This is a genomic window from Massilia sp. Root133, assembly GCF_001426525.1.
Lineage (GTDB): Bacteria > Pseudomonadota > Gammaproteobacteria > Burkholderiales > Burkholderiaceae_D > Telluria > Telluria orientalis.
Genome location: NZ_LMEW01000023.1, coordinates 344159 through 361714 on the forward strand (window position 1 = coordinate 344159; position 17556 = coordinate 361714).

19 protein-coding genes and 1 other RNA gene are annotated in these 17556 nt (G+C 64.7%); 6 read left to right on the forward strand and 14 right to left on the reverse strand.

What is annotated here, in order from left to right:
* Positions 1-35 precede the first annotated feature (35 nt).
* The 5 genes from ASD28_RS17370 to groES form a co-directional block, all read right to left on the reverse strand.
* On the reverse strand, positions 36-1718 hold the full coding sequence (locus ASD28_RS17370; protein WP_056130599.1) for a serine hydrolase: 1683 nt from the start codon (positions 1716-1718) through the stop codon (positions 36-38).
* 81 nt (positions 1719-1799) lie between these two features.
* Entirely contained in the window at positions 1800-2282 is a 483-nt protein-coding gene (locus ASD28_RS31890) for a hypothetical protein (RefSeq protein WP_156403703.1), read from the reverse strand.
* A gap of 437 nt (positions 2283-2719) precedes the next feature.
* Positions 2720-3142 carry a hypothetical protein gene (locus ASD28_RS17380; protein WP_056130606.1) on the reverse strand — a complete coding sequence of 141 codons (423 nt, stop codon included), beginning with the start codon at positions 3140-3142 and terminating at the stop codon, positions 2720-2722.
* Between the two features lie 144 nt (positions 3143-3286).
* Positions 3287-4933, reverse strand: a complete 1647-nt coding sequence (gene groL, locus ASD28_RS17385; protein WP_056130608.1) for a chaperonin GroEL — start codon at positions 4931-4933, stop codon at positions 3287-3289.
* Between the two features lie 37 nt (positions 4934-4970).
* The gene (gene groES / locus ASD28_RS17390; RefSeq protein ID WP_056130611.1) at positions 4971-5261 is read right to left on the reverse strand and encodes a co-chaperone GroES; all 291 of its coding nucleotides are present in this window, start codon (positions 5259-5261) and stop codon (positions 4971-4973) included.
* Positions 5262-5625: 364 nt separating this feature from the next.
* Here groES and ASD28_RS17395 point away from each other — a divergent pair, with 364 nt between their 5' ends.
* The 4 genes from ASD28_RS17395 (at position 5626) to ASD28_RS17405 (ending at position 6936) form a co-directional block, all read left to right on the forward strand.
* Entirely contained in the window at positions 5626-5856 is a 231-nt protein-coding gene (locus ASD28_RS17395) for a hypothetical protein (RefSeq protein WP_056130612.1), read from the forward strand.
* Entirely contained in the window at positions 5853-6164 is a 312-nt protein-coding gene (locus ASD28_RS17400) for a cell division protein ZapA (protein WP_056130616.1), read from the forward strand. Before ASD28_RS17395 ends, ASD28_RS17400 begins: the two co-directional genes overlap by 4 nt.
* Positions 6165-6208: 44 nt before the next feature.
* Positions 6209-6389, forward strand: a non-coding RNA gene (gene ssrS, locus ASD28_RS31200) — 6S RNA.
* Between the two features lie 70 nt (positions 6390-6459).
* A complete protein-coding gene (locus tag ASD28_RS17405) occupies positions 6460-6936 on the forward strand; it encodes an EVE domain-containing protein (RefSeq protein WP_056130618.1) in 477 nt (158 codons plus the stop codon).
* Between the two features lie 91 nt (positions 6937-7027).
* Here ASD28_RS17405 and lgt read toward each other — a convergent pair whose 3' ends face one another.
* Both lgt and ASD28_RS17415 read right to left on the reverse strand, forming a co-directional pair.
* Positions 7028-7840 carry a prolipoprotein diacylglyceryl transferase gene (gene lgt / locus ASD28_RS17410; RefSeq protein ID WP_056130620.1) on the reverse strand — a complete coding sequence of 271 codons (813 nt, stop codon included), beginning with the start codon at positions 7838-7840 and terminating at the stop codon, positions 7028-7030.
* Between the two features lie 2 nt (positions 7841-7842).
* Positions 7843-8730 (reverse strand): LysR family transcriptional regulator, encoded by an 888-nt coding sequence (locus ASD28_RS17415; RefSeq protein ID WP_056130623.1) that lies wholly within the window; start codon positions 8728-8730, stop codon positions 7843-7845.
* A 116-nt stretch (positions 8731-8846) separates the two neighbouring features.
* On the opposite strand from ASD28_RS17415, the gene ilvD reads away from it, so the two are divergent.
* Entirely contained in the window at positions 8847-10520 is a 1674-nt protein-coding gene (ilvD, locus tag ASD28_RS17420; protein ID WP_056130627.1) for a dihydroxy-acid dehydratase, read from the forward strand.
* 206 nt (positions 10521-10726) lie between these two features.
* On the opposite strand, the gene ASD28_RS17425 is transcribed toward ilvD, so the two are convergent.
* Complete coding sequence (locus ASD28_RS17425; RefSeq protein WP_056130629.1) at positions 10727-10951, reverse strand: TIGR04438 family Trp-rich protein; 225 nt, start codon at positions 10949-10951, stop codon at positions 10727-10729.
* Positions 10952-11126: 175 nt separating this feature from the next.
* Here ASD28_RS17425 and ASD28_RS17430 point away from each other — a divergent pair, with 175 nt between their 5' ends.
* Positions 11127-11441 carry a c-type cytochrome gene (locus tag ASD28_RS17430; protein WP_056130632.1) on the forward strand — a complete coding sequence of 105 codons (315 nt, stop codon included), beginning with the start codon at positions 11127-11129 and terminating at the stop codon, positions 11439-11441.
* Between the two features lie 58 nt (positions 11442-11499).
* Here the strand turns inward: ASD28_RS17430 and ASD28_RS17435 are convergent, their stop codons facing one another.
* The 6 genes from ASD28_RS17435 to folD form a co-directional block, all read right to left on the reverse strand.
* Positions 11500-12636 (reverse strand): branched-chain amino acid ABC transporter substrate-binding protein, encoded by a 1137-nt coding sequence (locus ASD28_RS17435; protein ID WP_056130637.1) that lies wholly within the window; start codon positions 12634-12636, stop codon positions 11500-11502.
* A 91-nt stretch (positions 12637-12727) separates the two neighbouring features.
* Positions 12728-13087 (reverse strand): hypothetical protein, encoded by a 360-nt coding sequence (locus tag ASD28_RS17440; RefSeq protein ID WP_056130640.1) that lies wholly within the window; start codon positions 13085-13087, stop codon positions 12728-12730.
* Positions 13084-13509 (reverse strand): DNA polymerase III subunit chi, encoded by a 426-nt coding sequence (locus ASD28_RS17445; RefSeq protein ID WP_056130643.1) that lies wholly within the window; start codon positions 13507-13509, stop codon positions 13084-13086. Before ASD28_RS17445 ends, ASD28_RS17440 begins: the two co-directional genes overlap by 4 nt.
* A 147-nt stretch (positions 13510-13656) precedes the next feature.
* On the reverse strand, positions 13657-14271 hold the full coding sequence (locus ASD28_RS17450; protein WP_056130646.1) for a glutaredoxin family protein: 615 nt from the start codon (positions 14269-14271) through the stop codon (positions 13657-13659).
* 5 nt (positions 14272-14276) lie between these two features.
* Positions 14277-16361, reverse strand: coding sequence for a M3 family metallopeptidase (locus ASD28_RS17455; RefSeq protein ID WP_056130649.1), 2085 nt, complete (start codon positions 16359-16361; stop codon positions 14277-14279).
* A gap of 59 nt (positions 16362-16420) precedes the next feature.
* Entirely contained in the window at positions 16421-17278 is an 858-nt protein-coding gene (gene folD / locus ASD28_RS17460; protein ID WP_056130652.1) for a bifunctional methylenetetrahydrofolate dehydrogenase/methenyltetrahydrofolate cyclohydrolase FolD, read from the reverse strand.
* Positions 17279-17556 lie beyond the last annotated feature (278 nt).

The following is a 17556-nucleotide window of genomic DNA, read 5'->3' on the forward strand; positions in this document are numbered from 1 at the left end:
GAACCAGTCTAAACCAACTGGTGTTGCCCAGCAACTTAACGGCTGGAGGGAGCCAGTGCGACCCGCGTGAACCGGACGTTGCGCGCTCGCTCCGTACCGATCGTGAACCCGGTGCAGCCATCGGTGCCGCACTGGTATTTGAGCGTGCCGAAGCCGGTTTCATAGTCGCGTTCGCCGTTGAAACCGAGCGTGACCGTGCCGCCCGGATAGGTCAGCACGAGGTCGCCGTCCTTGCCGGCGATCGAATACAGGACGTGCAGCTCGTCGCTGTAGAAATCGCCTTCGACTCGCTTCAATTCGGCTGCGGAAGGCATCGGACGTGTGGTGCGGGTGGCGGGAATATCCTGCTCGCCCCAGTGCAGGATGCCGCCCGCGACGATGCCGTCCGGGCCGGGTGGATCGAAGCTGAAGCGGGAGGCCGTCACCCTGGCGAAGAAATCGCGCTCGCCATAGGGAAACGCGGGCATTTTCGGGAATCCCATGCCGAGCGCCATCAGCCGGCCGTTCTCCTTGGTGAAGGCGATCCCCGATTGCGGCGACGTCGCGTAAAAGCCGACCAGCGCATCCAGCCGCGCAGGGTCGAGCCGGATTTCCTTGAACGTCTTCGCGGGTGCAACAGGAGCGGCCGGCTCCACGCCAGGGATACGGTCCAGGGCCATGTCGGCGATCCTGCGCACGGTCTGGTACGTATCGATGTCGGCCGTGTTGGCGAGCACCATCACCGACACACGCTGATCGGGAAAACGCCACAGCTGGGTGCTGTAGCCGCCGATAGTGCCGCCATGCTCGACCATCCTCAGGCCACGGTAGGTATGGACAAACAGACCCGATGCGTACTCGATCGGCTTGCCGTCATTGAGCACGCCGGTTGCCTGCATCTGCCTGACCACGTCCATGCCGCCGACGTGGCCGTCGTAGAAATTGCGATCCCACAGGGCCAGGTCGCCCAGCGTCGTCAACACGCCGCCGTCGCCGGCCATCGAGATGTTGACCGGCGCGAACTGGTAGCCGCCGGTGTCGGCGGGCACGTACGACAGGACACGGCCGGGCACGAGGGTGCGGTAGTCCTGCTGGAACAGCGTGTGCGTCATACCGAGCGGGACGAAGATGCGTTCGCGTGCAAATTCGGGAAACGGTTTGCCGGCCACGTGCTCCACGATCCGCGCGAGCAGCACGTAGCCGGTGTTGGAGTAGTCCCATTCCTGGCCGGGTTCGAAGTTGAGTGTGCGCTGGCGCCTGATCAATGCCAGCGCCTTGTCCTCGTCGATGACGTCGCCCGGGCGCAGGCCCGCCATGGCCATCAGGTCGAAGTAGTCGCGCAATCCACTGGTGTGGTGCAGCAGGTGGCGGATCGTGATCTTCCTGCCGAAGTCCGGCACGTCGGGCAGGTACAGATGGACGTCGTCGTCGAGCGACAGCTTGCCGTCATTTGCCAGCAGGTGGATGGCGAACGCGGTGAACTGCTTGGACATCGACCCGATGAAGAACTCGGCGGACGGCGACATCGGCACGCCGCGCTCGATGTCGGCCATTCCGTAGCGCTTCGTCAGCACCACCTTGCCGTCGCGGATCACCCCGACGAGGGCGCCCGGCATGCCCGGCCGGTTCCATGGGGCGAACAGCGCGTCGATCTGACGTTCCGGCGACGGTGCGGGGGCGGCGATGCCGGCCAGGGGCAGGGCGGCCAGGAAGGCCGCAAGCAGTGCAAATCGTTTCACGTGTCGTTCCTCCTTGCCAATGTGGTGAGGAAGTATGGCAGATGCTGAACAAAAATAGACGAGAATGGCAATTATTTTTTCCTATTGTTGGAATTCATAATTGCTACTACTTGGTAGTAAAAATTGCGTATCATTGGAATTGATCCGCGCCGCGACGACACCGCGGCCCGCATCGTCGTCCGCCACGACGCCCTCGTGAAATACGGCGACACCAACCTGTTCGATACGCGCGGCGCTCGAGTGGGTGCGTTCGAGGGCGGCGGCATACTGGAGACGAAATTCAATGCCTCCGGCGGCTACACGGACAACGGCAGCGACCGCGATGCGGGCGGCAATCCGGCCGTCGGTTTGCTCCGTCGCGACATTGCGTCGACGGCGCCGGCTTCGGCAGCGCGCGGTCATCGATGCGGCGTATGAACGCGAATGGGCGGCGGGCGCGCGGTTCTCGGTGAGCGCATCGCAGCGCCGCATCGACGACACCACGCGCAACCTGGTCCGCTTCGATGCGGCTGCAGGCCGTTGGGCGTCGCAGCCGGAAAACGTCGGCGGCGCGACGACGCCCACGCTGCAGCTCGAAACGCATTTCCCGGTGCGGACGCTGGAACTGCGCGGCGACGTCGCGCACAACTGGTCGCACGTGGATGCGGTGCCGGGCCCGGACAACCGGCTCGACCAGCAGGTGCCGCTGTCCGCGAACCTAGTCGCCGACTGGCGGCGCGACCGGTTCTCGGCCGGCGCCAACTTCGGGCTCCGCCAGGGCGGCCTTGTCCGCGTGTCGACGAACCAGACGGTCTATCTGCATGCGCAGCGCGACCTCGACGTCGATGCGGCCTGGAAGCCGCGCGCGGGATCGGCACGGCGCGTGACGGCCGTGAACGTGCCGGGTTCGGACTTCGTCGACGACAGCCGCTACGCGACCATAGCCGGCGTGCTGCGCAACCGTATCATCAACGTACGCCGCCCGAGTGTACGGGCGGCGTTCGAGACCCCGTTCCGAGCCGTCAGCCGCCGACCCGCAGCCCGTGTTCGTCGCACCAGCGGCGCAGCGCGGTCTGCGTTTCCTCGGTGCGGAAGCGCTGCCACGACTCGGTGGCGCCGCGCTCGTCGAGCAGGCGCTCGAAACCGTCGGTGTCTTCGGCGCGGACGAGGTCGCGGATCGTCGCCTGGTCGCCCGCGAGGTGCGTGGCGGCGAAGCGGAACACGAGCTGGTCGCCGATGCCGAGCGTGCTCGCGGGCGGCACGGCCACGTAGTCGCCGTCGCCTGCGTCCGGGTCGGCCGGCAGCGGCGCTTCCTCGTCCATGTAGTCGTCGTTGAGCAAATGGATCATGCCCGTCGCGCGCGCGACGAGGGCCGTGGCGCGGCCTTCGCCATCGTCGACGACGAGGGCCGCGTGTTCGAGTTCGTCCAGGTTGACTGCCGCCATGGTGCCTCCGCTTGAAGTCGATGCCGCCAGTATGCAGCGGCTGCGGTTCAAGGCTCGCACGGTTAGTCCGGACAAAAGAAAAGCCCGCAGGGCGCGAACCCTGCGGGCTTCCGGTGCGACGGAGTACGGCGCGGGTACGGCGAATTACATCATGCCGTCCATGCCCATGCCGCCCATGCCGCCCATGCCACCCATGCCGCCAGCGGCCGGCTTGTCTTCGGCGACTTCCGAGACCATGCAGTCGGTGGTCAGCATCAGGCCGGCGATCGACGCTGCGTTCTGCAGGGCCGAGCGGGTGACCTTGGCCGGATCCAGCACGCCCATTTCGACCATGTCGCCATAGGTGCCGTTCGACGCGTTGTAGCCGTAGTTGCCCTGGCCGTTGATGACGGCGGCGACGACGACCGACGGCTCTTCACCGGCGTTCTGGACGATCATGCGCAGCGGCTCTTCCATCGCGCGCAGGACGATCTTGATACCGGCTTCCTGGTCCGGGTTGTCACCCTTGACGTTCAGCGCGGCACGGGCACGCAGCAGGGCCACGCCGCCGCCCGGGACGATGCCTTCTTCGACGGCAGCGCGGGTGGCGTGCAGCGCGTCTTCCACGCGTGCTTTCTTCTCTTTCATTTCGACTTCGGTCGCGGCACCGACGCGGATCACGGCAACACCGCCGGCCAGCTTGGCCACGCGCTCCTGCAGCTTCTCACGGTCGTAGTCCGAGGTCGCTTCTTCGATCTGGATGCGGATCTGCTTGACGCGCGCTTCGATCGCTTCGGCAGCACCGGCGCCATCGATGATGATGGTGTTTTCCTTGCCGACTTCGATACGCTTGGCCTGGCCCAGTTCGTTCAGCGAGACCTTTTCCAGGGTCAGGCCGACTTCTTCGGCGATCACCTGGCCACCGGTCAGGATGGCGATGTCTTCCAGCATGGCCTTGCGACGGTCGCCGAAGCCCGGGGCTTTCACTGCGACGGTCTTCAGGATGCCGCGGATGTTGTTGACGACCAGGGTCGCCAGCGCTTCGCCTTCGATGTCTTCGGCGACGATGACCAGCGGACGGCCAGCCTTGGCGACTTGCTCCAGCACCGGCAGCAGATCACGGATGTTCGAGATCTTCTTGTCGCACAGCAGGACGAACGGGTTCTCGTGAACGGCAACCTGCTTGTCCGGGTTGTTGATGAAGTACGGCGACAGGTAGCCGCGGTCGAACTGCATGCCTTCGACGATGTCCAGCTCGTCGTTCAGCGACTTGCCGTCTTCGACGGTGATGACGCCTTCCTTGCCGACTTTTTCCATCGCCTCGGCGATGCGCTCGCCGACGGACGAATCCGAGTTGGCCGAGATGGTACCGACTTGTGCGATCTCTTTCGAGGTCGTGGTCGGCTTGGCGATCTTCTTCAGTTCTTCGACGGTAGCGGTGACGGCCTTGTCGATGCCGCGCTTCAGGTCCATCGGGTTCATGCCGGCGGCAACGAACTTCATGCCTTCGCGGACGATGGCTTGTGCCAGCACGGTCGCGGTGGTGGTGCCGTCACCGGCGTTGTCGCTGGTCTTCGAAGCGACTTCCTTGACCATCTGCGCGCCCATGTTCATGAGCTTGTCTTTCAGTTCGATCTCTTTGGCGACCGAGACACCGTCCTTGGTGACGGTCGGGGCGCCGAACGAACGTTCCAGCACGACGTTGCGGCCTTTCGGGCCCAGGGTGACTTTGACTGCGTTGGCCAGGATGTTGACACCCTCGACCATCTTGGCGCGTGCTACGTCGCCGAACACTACATCTTTAGCTGCCATGTTTTATTTCTCCAGATTCAGGAAGTTATTGGACGAATTACTGGGCCACGACGGCCATGATGTCTTCTTCGCGCATGACCAGCAGCTCTTCGCCGTTGACCTTGACGGCCTGGCCCGAGTACTTGCCGAACAGGACGCGGTCGCCGACTTTCACTTCCAGCGGACGGACGTTGCCGTTCTCCTGCACTTTGCCGTTACCGACGGCCAGCACTTCACCTTGGTCCGGCTTCTCGGCCGCCGCATCGGGGATGATCAGGCCGGATGCAGTCTTGGTTTCCTGGTCGAGACGCTTCACGATCACGCGATCGTGCAATGGGCGAAGGTTCATGCAAAACTCCTTTTAGTTGGTTTGACGAGCTATCCAGGGACCGCAGCCAGCCATCCTCGGGATCGACTCACTGCGGCGTAGAAAGGTTTGTTAGCACTCTCTACTAACGAGTGCTAATTATAGGGACGATAATTTGGCATTTCAAGCCACTGTGTTCGAGTTTTAATCGACTTTTTTGCGGTTTCGCAACCGATTCGGACGCATTGGGACAATGCGGGAGGCGCGCCGCCGGATGCGCGACCTGGCGGCGGTTGATGAACGCATAAGCATATGAGGGTAACATCGAACGCCCGCGACAGGGCGCACGATCGCACGGGAGCGCGCGCCTGTTGACGAAAAATTCAAGACGATCCTATAGTTACGGATGATTTCCGAATTCCAAGACCTCTCCGATAAGATCGACCGGCTCGCCCAGTTGACCCAGGCGCTGCGCAGCGAGAACTACCTGCTGCGCCAGGCGAACGCCTTGCTCAGCGCAGAAAACGTCGACTTCAAGAACCGGCTGATCGCGGCCCAGCAGCGCGTCGAAGCGCTGCTGGCGCACCTCGAACCCGCTCCCGAAACGACGACCGACGACGCCGAGGCCCCGCAATGATCCAACTGGACGTGACCATCATGGGCTTGCCGTATCGCCTGGCGTGCCGCGACGGCGAGGAGAAGACGCTGCGCGAAGCCGTGGCCTATCTCGACGGCAAAATGTGCGCATTGCGCGACTCGGGCAAGGTCAAGGGCACGGACCGCATCGCCGTGATGGCGGCGCTGTCGGTGGCCGCCGAATTCCTGTCCGTGAAAGCGCCGCAGGGACCCTTGGCGGACCTGACGATCCTGGAAGTCAAGCAGAAACTCGAGGCGATGCACACGGTGTTGGATGCCGCACTCTCGGCCGACCAAAACCTGGCCTGAGCCTAAAAACGTTTGACATGCCCGGCCATCGTAGTAAACTGCCGTCTACCCTGCGGTGTTCGAGATTTGCCATATATTCCTTGAACCATTCTTTCGCATAGGTTGTGGAACATGTTTGGTGGGCGCGATCGTCGCTAGTTCGACGAACCCGAAATTGAACTGACTACGACCACCTTGAGCCATCAGGTTCGGGATGCCGGCAAAAACGGCACAGGCGGGGATATATTCCGAAGCGGTTGCGTACGATAAGTTCGCAGCCGCTTTTTCATTTGTGCTGACGAATGGGGACCCGCGCATGCGCTACTGGTTGATGAAATCCGAACCCGATGAAGTGAGTTTCGCCGACGTCCTCGCAGCGCCCGGCAAGACGGTCGCCTGGTTCGGCGTGCGCAACTACCAGGCCCGCAATTTCATGCGCGACCAGATGGAGGTCGGCGACGGCGTCCTGTTCTATCACTCCAGCTGCGCGGTGCCGGGCGTGGCGGGTATCGCGAAGGTGGCCGGCGGTGCGTATCCGGATGCGTCGCAGTTCGACCCTTCCAGCCACTATTTCGATCCGAAGGCGACGCGGGAGCAGCCACGCTGGATTTCCGTCGACGTGACCGCGGTGGCGGAAGGACGTTATCTGCCGCTGACCGAGATGCGTGGCGTGCCGGCGCTGGAAGACATGGTGCTGCTGCAGAAGGGCAGCAGGTTGTCCATTTCGCCGGTGACGAAAGCGCAGTGGGACAAGGTGCTGGCGTTGATGGGCGTGTCGATCCCGGCCACGTAATTCAAACCGTCGCCCTGCGAAGGCAGGGGCCCAGTTTGTACGCGTTATCGACATGCGTAAAACTTGGTCCCCGCCTGCGCGGGGACGACGTTCAGGCGTGCACGGCCCGTTTGTTTGAACCCGAATACGCCCACCCCAGCATGATCAGCCCCGCCACGATCATCGGCAGCGACAATACCTGCCCCGACGTGATCGGCAACCCCATCACATGCGTCTCCCAATCGGGCACGCGGAAATACTCGGTGAAGAAACGCGCGCAGCCATACAGCAGCGTGTACAGCGCGCCGACGGCGAGGCGCGGCCGCGGCTTGCGTGCGAACAGCCACATGATCACGAAGACGAGGATGCCGTCGACGAGCATCTGGTACAGCGGCGACGGATGGCGCAGCCCTTCCACGCCCGGCCACAGCATCGCCCACGGCAGGTTCGGATCGGCCAGGCGGCCCGGCAGCTCCGCGTTGATGAAATTACCGAGACGGCCGCACGCATAGCCGATGGGGACCATCGGCGCGATGAAATCGTACACGTCGAGCAGGTTGCGGCCGCGCTTCCTGGCCCACAGCGCCATCGCGATCAGCACGCCGAGGAAGCCGCCGTGGTACGACATGCCGCCGTGCCACGTCATGAAGATCTCGGCCGGGTGCGAGAAATAATAGTCCGGGCGGTAGAACAGCACTTCGCCGAGGCGCCCGCCGATCACCACGCCCAGCATCCCGTAGAACAGCATGTCGTCGAGGTCGGTGTTGGTCCAGCCCTGCGCCTGCACGTGGGCCTGCGTCTTGATGCGGACGCGGCCGAGCAGGATGAACAGGGCGAAGGCGACCACATACATGATCCCGTACCAGTGGATGTCGACGGGGCCGATGCTGAAGGCGACCGGGTTCGGTTGCGGGTGAACGAGCATAATTAAATTGTCCTCAGTAGTTCCAGGAAGCCCTTGAGCACCGGCGAAGGATTATCGCGGCGCCATGCGATGCCGGTCTCGACCAGCGGGGTCGCGTCGGCGAGGGCACGGTATTCTACGCCCGGCCGCATCAGGTTCGACACGGATTGTGGCACAAGTGCCAACCCCATGCCGGCCGAGACGAGACTGACGATGGTCTGCATCTGGATCGCCTGCTGGCCGATGGCCGGCGTGATGCCGGCTTCACGGAAGCAGGACAGGATCGCGTCGTGCAGCGCGGGCGAGATCTCGCGCGGGAAAATAATCAATGGCAGCGCGGGCAGGTTGCGCAGCGCGACCGGCCCCTTCTTGCGCAGCAGGCCCGCGGGCGCGCACAGGATCAGCGGCTCGTCCAGCACCTTCATGTAGTCGAGCCCGGCGCGCGCGCGGTCGGGCAGCGGGGGAATCAGGAGGCCGGCGTCGATGCGGCCGCGCAGCAGTTCGTCCACCTGCACGTCCGACGTCGCTTCCTGCAGCGACAGCTGCACGCCCGGATAGCGTTCGCTGTAGCGGCGCAGGAAAGGCGGCAGCACGCTGTAGTCGGCCGACGTGATGAACGCGAGCGCCAGCCGTCCCGCTTCGCCGCTGGCCGCGCGCCGCGCCAGTTCGGGCAGCAGGGCCGCCTCGAGCAGGATGCGGCGGGCCTCGGGCAGCAGGGCGCTGCCGGCCGGCGTCAGCGCGACCGTGCGGCGGTTGCGCAGGAACAGCGCCGTGCCGAGGCCGTCTTCCAGCGCGGCGATCGCCTGCGACAGCGGCGGCTGCGTCATGTGCAGGCGCGCGGCGGCGCGGCCGAAGTGCAGTTCCTCGGCCACGGTGACGAAGTAGCGCAGCTGGCGCGTTTCGATGTTCATCGTATGGGTGGCGTGTCTGTGATTCGCGCAGCATATCAGAAGCACGCGAGACCGCCCATTTGACGCGAACGGGTCCGCGCGGCATGCTGGGAAAATCGTCCCATCAGGAGCCGACCATGCCTTACAACCGCCGTTCCCGCCACGTCACCGAAGGCGTCGCCCGCAGCCCGAACCGCTCGATGTATTACGCGATGGGCTACCGCAAGGAGGATTTCGACAAGCCGATGATCGGCGTCGCCAACGGCCACTCCACGATCACGCCCTGCAATTCCGGCCTGCAGAAACTGGCCGACGTGGCCATCGCCACCATCCGCGACGCGGGCGCCAATCCGCAGGTGTTCGGCACGCCCACCATCTCCGACGGCATGTCGATGGGGACGGAAGGCATGAAGTTCTCGCTGATCTCGCGCGAGGTGATCGCCGACTGCATCGAGACGTGCGTCAACGGCCAGTGGATGGATGGCGTCGTCGTGATCGGCGGCTGCGACAAGAACATGCCGGGCGGGATGATCGCGCTGGCGCGCACGAACGTCCCCGGCATCTACGTCTACGGCGGCACCATCAGGCCGGGGCACTGGAAGGGCAAGGACCTGACGATCGTGTCGGCTTTCGAAGCCGTCGGCGAATTCACGGCGGGGCGCATGAGCCAGGAGGATTTCGACGGCATCGAGCGCAACGCCTGCCCGTCGTCCGGGTCGTGCGGCGGCATGTACACGGCGAACACGATGTCGTCGTCGTTCGAGGCGCTCGGGATGTCGCTGCTGTACTCGTCGACGATGGCCAATCCGGACGACGAGAAGGTGGGATCGGCGGCGGAGTCGGCGCGCGTGCTCGTGGAAGCCGTCAAGCGCGACCTGAAGCCGCGCGACATCATCACGAGACGATCGATCGAGAACGCGGTGGCGGTGATCATGGCGACCGGCGGCTCGACGAACGCCGTGCTGCACTACCTCGCCATCGCGCACGCGGCCGAGGTGGAATGGACGATCGACGATTTCGAGAGAGTGCGCCGCAAGGTGCCCGTGATCTGCAACCTGAAGCCGTCGGGCGAATACGTCGCGACGGACCTGCACCGGGCGGGCGGCATCCCGCAGGTGATGAAGCTGCTGCTGGACGCGGGCCTGCTGCACGGCGACTGCATCACCATCACGGGCCGCACGCTGGCGGAGGAACTGGCGAACGTGCCGTCCGTGCCGGCGCAAGGCCAGGACGTCATCCGTCCGCTGGACCGGGCGCTGTACAGCGAAGGCCACCTGGCGATCCTGAAGGGGAATTTGTCGCCGGAGGGCTGCGTGGCCAAGATCACGGGCCTGAAGAACCCCGTGATCACGGGGCCGGCGCGCGTGTTCGACGACGAGTACAGCGCGATGGACACGATCCTCGCGAACCGGATCAACCCGGGTGACGTGCTCGTGCTGCGCTACCTGGGCCCGCGCGGCGGCCCCGGCATGCCGGAGATGCTGGCGCCGACCGCGGCGCTGATCGGCAAGGGGCTCGGCGAATCCGTCGGGCTGATCACGGACGGTCGCTTTTCCGGCGGGACGTGGGGCATGGTCGTGGGCCACGTGACGCCGGAAGCGTTCGAGGGCGGCACGATCGCGCTCGTGCAGGAAGGGGATTCGATCACGATCGACGCGCACCGGCAGCTGATCCAGCTGAACGTGCCGGACGACGAGATCGCCCGCCGGCGCGCGGCGTGGGTGCGGCCGGCGCCGCGTTATACGCGTGGGGTGCTGGCCAAGTTCGCGGCGCTTGCGCAGCCGGCGAGCAAGGGGGCGGTGACCTGTTAAGTCCGTCGTTCCCGCGCAGGCGGGAACCCATACTGAGCATCGGAACTCGGATTCTGTACGATGACGCGGCGTTTCTGACCTCGGCGCCTCAGCATGGTCCCCCGCCTGCGCGGGGGCGACGGCAGATGTTCATACGTCCCGAGAACATGCCATATACGCACATGGCCTGTGCGCCAACAAAGCACGCGTGTTAAGCTGCCGGGCGCCTATTTGCGTTTGTCGAAACTCTGCTTCACGCGTTCCTTGCGCCGCTTTTCGTCGAGGTCGTGGGCCTTGCGCTTGTCGAGGCCCAGCATCTTTTCGATGAATTCGAACCAGATGAAGCCGGCGACCATCAGGCCGACGATCCACCACCAGGACAGTTCGGCGAAGCGCCAGACCTCGAAATAGCGCAGGACGACGAGGACGAGGATCAGCAGGATCAGGGGCATGACGGAATTCCTTTCGAGCGGCCATGTTACAACAGTGCTGCTGATCAGCAACAGAATACTGCCATCTGGTCAACGACAATCTGTATCATCCGTTACTAAACATGTCCCCGCCGCTATGCGCTGGGAAACACGATAGAATTCGAATTATAGAAATGCCCCCAACTGGAGAGAGTCGATGAAACGTACCATGATGTTGTTTGCTGCAGTCTCTGCCCTGGCTTCGACCGGCGCCTTCGCGCAAGACGCGGCCGCCCTGGCGAAGGCCAAGAATTGCATGGCTTGCCACTCCGTGCAAACCAAGCTGGTCGGCCCGGCCTACAAGGACGTCGCCGCCAAATACGCGGGCCAGAAAGATGCCGAAGGCAAACTGGTTGCGAAGGTCATGAAGGGTGGTTCGGGTGTCTGGGGTCCGGTCCCGATGCCGGCCAACCCGCAAGTCAGCGAAGCGGAAGCCCACACGCTGGTCAAGTGGGTCCTGGCGCAGAAATAATCCCGACGCTCAATAAAAAGCGCGCCATGCATGTGCAGGCGCGCTTTTTTTATCGTGCTCAGCGGATCACGTCGAGTTTCGTGCGCTTGCCGCCCTTGTAGGTGAACAGGGTCAGCGCGCCATCCTTGATGTCGCCGTTCGCATCGAACTGGATCGTCCCGGTCACGCCTTCGTACTTGATGTTCTTGAGGACGGGCAGGTACTTGGCGGGATCGGCCGATTTCGCGTTCTGCATCGCCGTCGCCATCACCATCACGGAATCGTAGACGTATGGCGCGTACAGCTGCACGTCCATGTTGAACTTCTTCTTGTAACGGGCGCGGAAGTCTTCCATGACTTTTTCCTGCGGACCTTTCACGCCGCCCGCTTCCGCGCAATAGACCCTGCCTTCGCCGAGACCGTCGCCGGCCAGGCGGCCCAGCGCGTCCGTGCACATGCCGTCGCCGCCCATGAAGACGGCCGTGATGCCGAGCGCCTTCATCTGCTTGAGCATCGGGCCCGCGACGGAGTCCATGCCGCCGAAGAAGATCAGGTCCGGCTTCTTCGCCTTGATCGACGTGAGGATCGCCGTGTAGTCGGTCGCCGTGGCGCTCGTGAATTCGCGGCCGACGACCTTGATGCCCGGCTTTTTCAGGCCCTTCGCGAATTCGTCCGCGACGCCCTGGCCGTACGTCGTGCGGTCGTCGATGATCGCGATGTTCTTCGCGTGCAGCGTGTCGATCGCGTACTTGCTCAGCGTGCTGCCCAGCTTGGCGTCGCTGGCGACGACGCGGAATGCGCCGGGGAAATGCTGGCGCGTGTAGACGGGGGCCGTCGTGGCGGGCGAGATCTGCACGATGCCGGCGTCGTTGTAGATCTTCGACGCGGGCACGGTGGTGCCGGAATTCAGGTGGCCGATCACGCCGTTGACTTTCGCATCGACGAGCTTCTGCGCCACCGCCGTGCCCTGCTTGGGATCGGCGCCGTCGTCTTCGGAGATCAGTTGCAGCGTGACCTTCTGGCCGTTCAGCGTGACGCCCTTCGCGTTGAGCTCGTCGATCGCCATGCGCGCGGCGTTCTCGTTGTCCTTGCCGAGGTGGGCGCTGGGGCCGGAGATCGGCGCCACATGGCCGATCTTGACGACTTGCTGCGCGCTCGCCGTGCCCGCGAAGGCGAGGGCGATGGCTAAGGGGATGAGTTTCGTTGTGACCTGCATGTTCTCTCCAGGAAGGATGTTATGTCCGCAGGTCGAAGTTACCCTAATTTATGGTTTGCGCAAAGCGTTCCAATCGGGAGAGCGATGACGCTCAATCGCGCGAGCGCAGGTGCGTGAGTTCCTGCGCGACGGCGCGCGCGACGACCTGTTCGACCGTCACCTGCAGCCCGTCGCGCAATTCCGTCGCGAGCCGCGTCACCACGTGGTCCAGCACGGGCGCCATGCTGCTGCGGACCTGGTCTTCCAGTACCAGTTCGACGCGGTCCTGCAACCGGTCGAGCACGCGCGCGACGAGGCGTTCCTCGAGGGCGCGCCAGGCGTCGTCGTCGAGCTCGCGCGGCGCGGGCTGCCCGGGTTCGGGCTGGGCTTCGGCCGTGGGTGGCGGCGCGGTCTCGGCCACGACCTCGGTGAGGACGGGGATGCTTTCGTCGTTGAAGGGAATATCGCTCATGATTGTCCCGCCACGACGTGGGTCAACGGATAGGACTGCTTCTTGTAGGCGACGTAGCGCGCACGGCCGGCGGCGGCGTCTTCCTCGTCCGTCGAGATGATCTCGAACACGCGCGCGAACTGCTCGAAGCCGGCCGGCGTGCGGCGCGTCAGGTTTACGAGCATGTCGCGATGCGGCAGCTCGACCCGTTCGTCGGCCGTGACGATGACCGGCGTCTCCGGCGCGAGGGGATCGCCCGCCATCACGTGCGGGATGAAGTCGGTGCCGGACAGCGTCCACAGCGCCTCGTTCAGGGCTTCCGCCTGCGCCGGGCTGTCGGCCAGCAGGACGAGCTTCGCGCGCGCCGCGTACGCCTTGCGCGCGAGGCGGCAGACGTAGCTGAGCTTGTCGGGGATGTTGGTGTGGAAGTCGATCCGGGTCATGTTAGCTCGGAGTATAAACCACCGTCGCCCCCGCGCACGCGGGGGGCCAATTTTGCGCAGCCGGCGGCACGTGCAGACTTGGGTTCCCGCCTGCGCGGGAACGACGTGCTCGTGCTAACGATGAAATGAACAATGTCGGCATTGTGCTCAGAACTGGAAATCCGGTGGCGCTTTCTTCGGCTGCGGCTGCTGGCGCGGCTGCTGCCGCTCCGCCTGCGCGGCTGCTTCGTCCGGCGCCGGTGGCGCCGGCAAGCGCGGCGGCGGCACCGGGGCGGCGGCCTCGCTGGCGCCGGTCCGGTAGCCCGGCGGCAGCATTGTCTTGCGTGGATAAGACGCGGCATCGAGCGCTTCGTTCCACGTGCCGGCCGCGAAGCCCGTCACCGGGCGGTTGCCGACGACGAGCAGCGGCAGCTCGTCCTTGCCGCCGGCGCGGTGCAGCTGCTCGCGGTCTTCCGCCGTGTTCACGGTCTTTTCCGCGAACGGGATGCCGCGCGCGCGCAGCAGGGCGCGGCCCTGGTCGCAGGCGTCGCAGCGGGCCGTCGTGTACAAGGTCACGGGGTGGAGCTTCGCGGCGCGCGCCAGTTCGTACGGCAGCGACGGCGTCGCTTCCGGCCGGTTGTCGGGGCGCAGCACCTGCGCCGTCCCCTTGGCCGGCGGCGTGTCGCTGTAATGCACGACGCCGGCCGCATCCTTCCACTTGTACGTCTGGCCGTGCGCGGCGGCAGCGGCGACGACGAGTGCGAATGCGGCGACGGCGCGCATATTGCTCAGGCCTGCATCCCGCTATGGCGCAGCAGCGCGTCGATCTTCGGTTCGCGGCCCCGGAAGGCCTTGAACGATTCGAGCGCCGGGCGCGAGCCGCCCACGGCCAGGATCTCGCGGTGGAAGCGCTTGCCCGTCTCGTCGAGCAGCGAACCGCCGCCCGCTTCGACGGCCTCCTCGAACGCGGCATACGCGTCCGCCGACAGCACCTCGGCCCACTTGTAGCTGTAATAGCCGGCCGCGTAACCGCCCGCGAAGATGTGGCCGAACGAATGCTGGAAGCGGTTGAACGACGGCGGGATCAGCACGGCGAACTTCGTGCGCACCTCGTCGACCAGTTCCTGCACCGTCTTCTGGCTGGTCGGGTCGAAGTCGTAGTGCAGGTGCATGTCGATCAGCGAGAACTCGACCTGGCGCAGCGTCTGCATGCCGGACTGGAAGTTTTTCGCCGCGAGCATCTTGTCGTACAGCGCGCGCGGCAGCGGTTCGCCCGTCTTCACGTGCGCCGTCATGCCTTGCAGGACGTCCCACTCCCAGCAGAAGTTTTCCATGAACTGCGACGGCAGCTCGACGGCATCCCATTCCACGCCCGAGATGCCGGACACCGACAGCTCGTCGACTTCCGTCAGCATGTGGTGAAGGCCGTGGCCGAATTCGTGGAACAGCGTGGTGACTTCGTCGTGCGTGAACAGCGACGGCTGGAGCTTGCCGTCGACTTCCGCCGGCGGCGTGAAATTGCAGGTCAGGTAGGCGATCGGCGTCTGCACGATGCCGCCCGTCGTCAGGCGGCGGCCGCGCGCGTCGTCCATCCACGCGCCCTGGCCTTTGCCCGGACGCGCGTACAGGTCGAGGTAGAACTGGCCGATGAGTTGACCGTTCTTCTCGATGCGGAAGAAACGCACGTCCGGATGCCAGACCGGCGCGTCGTCCGGAGAAATCGTCACGTCGAACAGTGTCGAGATCAGGCCGAACAGGCCGGCGACGACCTTAGCCTCAGGGAAGTATTCCTTCACTTCCTGCGCGGAGAACGCGTAGCGCTTCTCGCGCAGCTTTTCCGACGCATACGCCACGTCCCACGCCTGCATGTCGGCAATGCCCAGTTCGTCCTTGGCGAACGCGCGCAGCTCGGCCAGGTCCTTCTCGGCGTACGGACGGGCGCGGCGGGCGAGGTCTTCCAGGAACTCGATCACGTGTTCCGGCGTCTCGGCCATCTTCGGTTCGAGCGAGACATGCGCGAAGCTCTGGAAGTCGAGCAGCTTCGCCTCCTCGTCGCGCAGTTTCAGCAGCTGGGCGATATTGCCCGTGTTGTCCCATTTTTCCAGCTCGGAGAACACGGCGCCCATCTCGGAGGCCTTGGTGGCGTTGGCGCGGTAGATCTGTTCGCGCAGCTCGCGCTTGTCGGCGAATTGCAGGATCGGGAAGTAGGACGGGAAGTGCAGGCTGAATTGCCAGCCCGTCTTGCCGTCGCGCTCCGCCGCGGCGCGTGCGGCCGCCTTGACGTCGTCCGGCAGGCCGGACAGGTCCGCTTCGTCGGCGACGAGCAGTTTGTAGTCGTTGGTCGCGTCCAGCACGTTTTCCGAGAAGCGCGTGGACAGCTTCGCCTGCTCTTCCTGGATCTCGGCGAAGCGTTCCTTCTGCTTTTCGGGCAGCTCGGCGCCGCCCAGGCGGAAGTCGCGCAGGGCGTTCTCGACGATGCGCTTGCGGGCCGGCGCGAGGTTCGCGAAGTCGGCGCTCGCGCGCAGCTGCTTGTATTTGTCGAACAGCGCTTCGTTCTGGCCCAGCTCCGTCCAGAACTCGGTGATCTTCGGCTGGTTCTCGTTGTAGGTGGCACGCAGCTCGGGCGTGTCCATCACGTGGTTCAGGTGGTTGACCACGCCCCAGGCACGGCCCAGGCGTTCCGTCGCTTCCTCGAGAGGGACGACGAAGTTGTCCCAGGTGACGCTGTCGGCCGGCGCTTCGGCCTGGCTCACGGCGGTGCGCGCCTCGGCGATCAGCTGTTCGATCGCCGGCGTCACGTGCTCGGGACGGATCAGGTCGAACCGGGGCAGCCCGGAAAAGTCGAGGAGGGGATTGGTCGTTTCGGTCGTCATAGTTAGAGTCCTTTATTCAATCTCACCGCCATCTTACCCGGGCCGGCCATTGACAGGCGTTATGCGCGCTTGGCCACGCGCTCGGCCGACTCCAGCGTATTCATGAGCAGCATGGTGATGGTCATCGGACCCACGCCACCCGGCACCGGCGTGATGTGGCCGGCGACTTCCTTGACGCTGTCGAAGTCGACGTCGCCGCACAGCTTGCCTTCGTCGTTGCGGTTGATGCCCACGTCGATGACGATGGCGCCCGGCTTGACCATGTCGCCCGTCAGCGTGTTGCGGCGGCCGACGGCGGCCACGACGACGTCCGCCTGGCGGGTGTGGTAGCCCAGGTCCGGCGTACCGCTATGGCAGATGGTGACGGTGGCATTCTGTTGCAAGAGCAGCAGCGCCATCGGCTTGCCGACCGTGTTGCTGCGGCCGATCACGACGGCATGCTTGCCGCGCAGGTTCACGCCTGTCGTCTCGATCAGCTTCATGCAGCCGTACGGGGTGCACGGGCGGAAGCCTTCCAGGCCGGCCATCAGTTCGCCGGCGGACAGCACCGAGTAGCCGTCCACGTCCTTGCTGGTGGCGATGGCTTCGATGACTTTCGATGCATCGATGTGCTTCGGCAGCGGCATCTGCACGAGGATGCCGTGGATGGCCGGATCCGCGTTCAGCGCGGCGATACGGTCGAGCAGGGCCTGCTCGGAGAAATCGGCCTCGTACTTTTCCAGCACGGAGTGGAAGCCCACGTCGCCGCAGGCCTTGACCTTGTTGCGCACGTAGACGTGGCTGGCCGGATCGTCGCCGACGATGATCACGGCCAGGCCGGGCTGGTGGCCGGCAGCGGTGAGGGCGGCGGTGCGGGCGGCGATGTCGGCGCGCAGTTGTTGGGAAAGTTTGACTCCATCGATCAATTGGGCGGTCATGGCGGGGGCTCGTGTGCTGGACAAAAACGAAATTATAAGCGCCCAGAAGGGTATCGCGCGCCGCCCGGAGGCGTTCGTTGTCATATTTATCGACGTGCTTGTGCCGGCATGGGCACGTCATTCCCGCGAAAGCGGGAATCCATGCTGATGATCGGAACTCGAATACATCGCAGGAATGCACCGTTGTCGACTTCGATGCCTCGGCATGGGTCCCCGCTTCCGCGGGGACGACGGTATGTTTATGCCAATCACATGGCGGCCATCTCACATTATGAAAT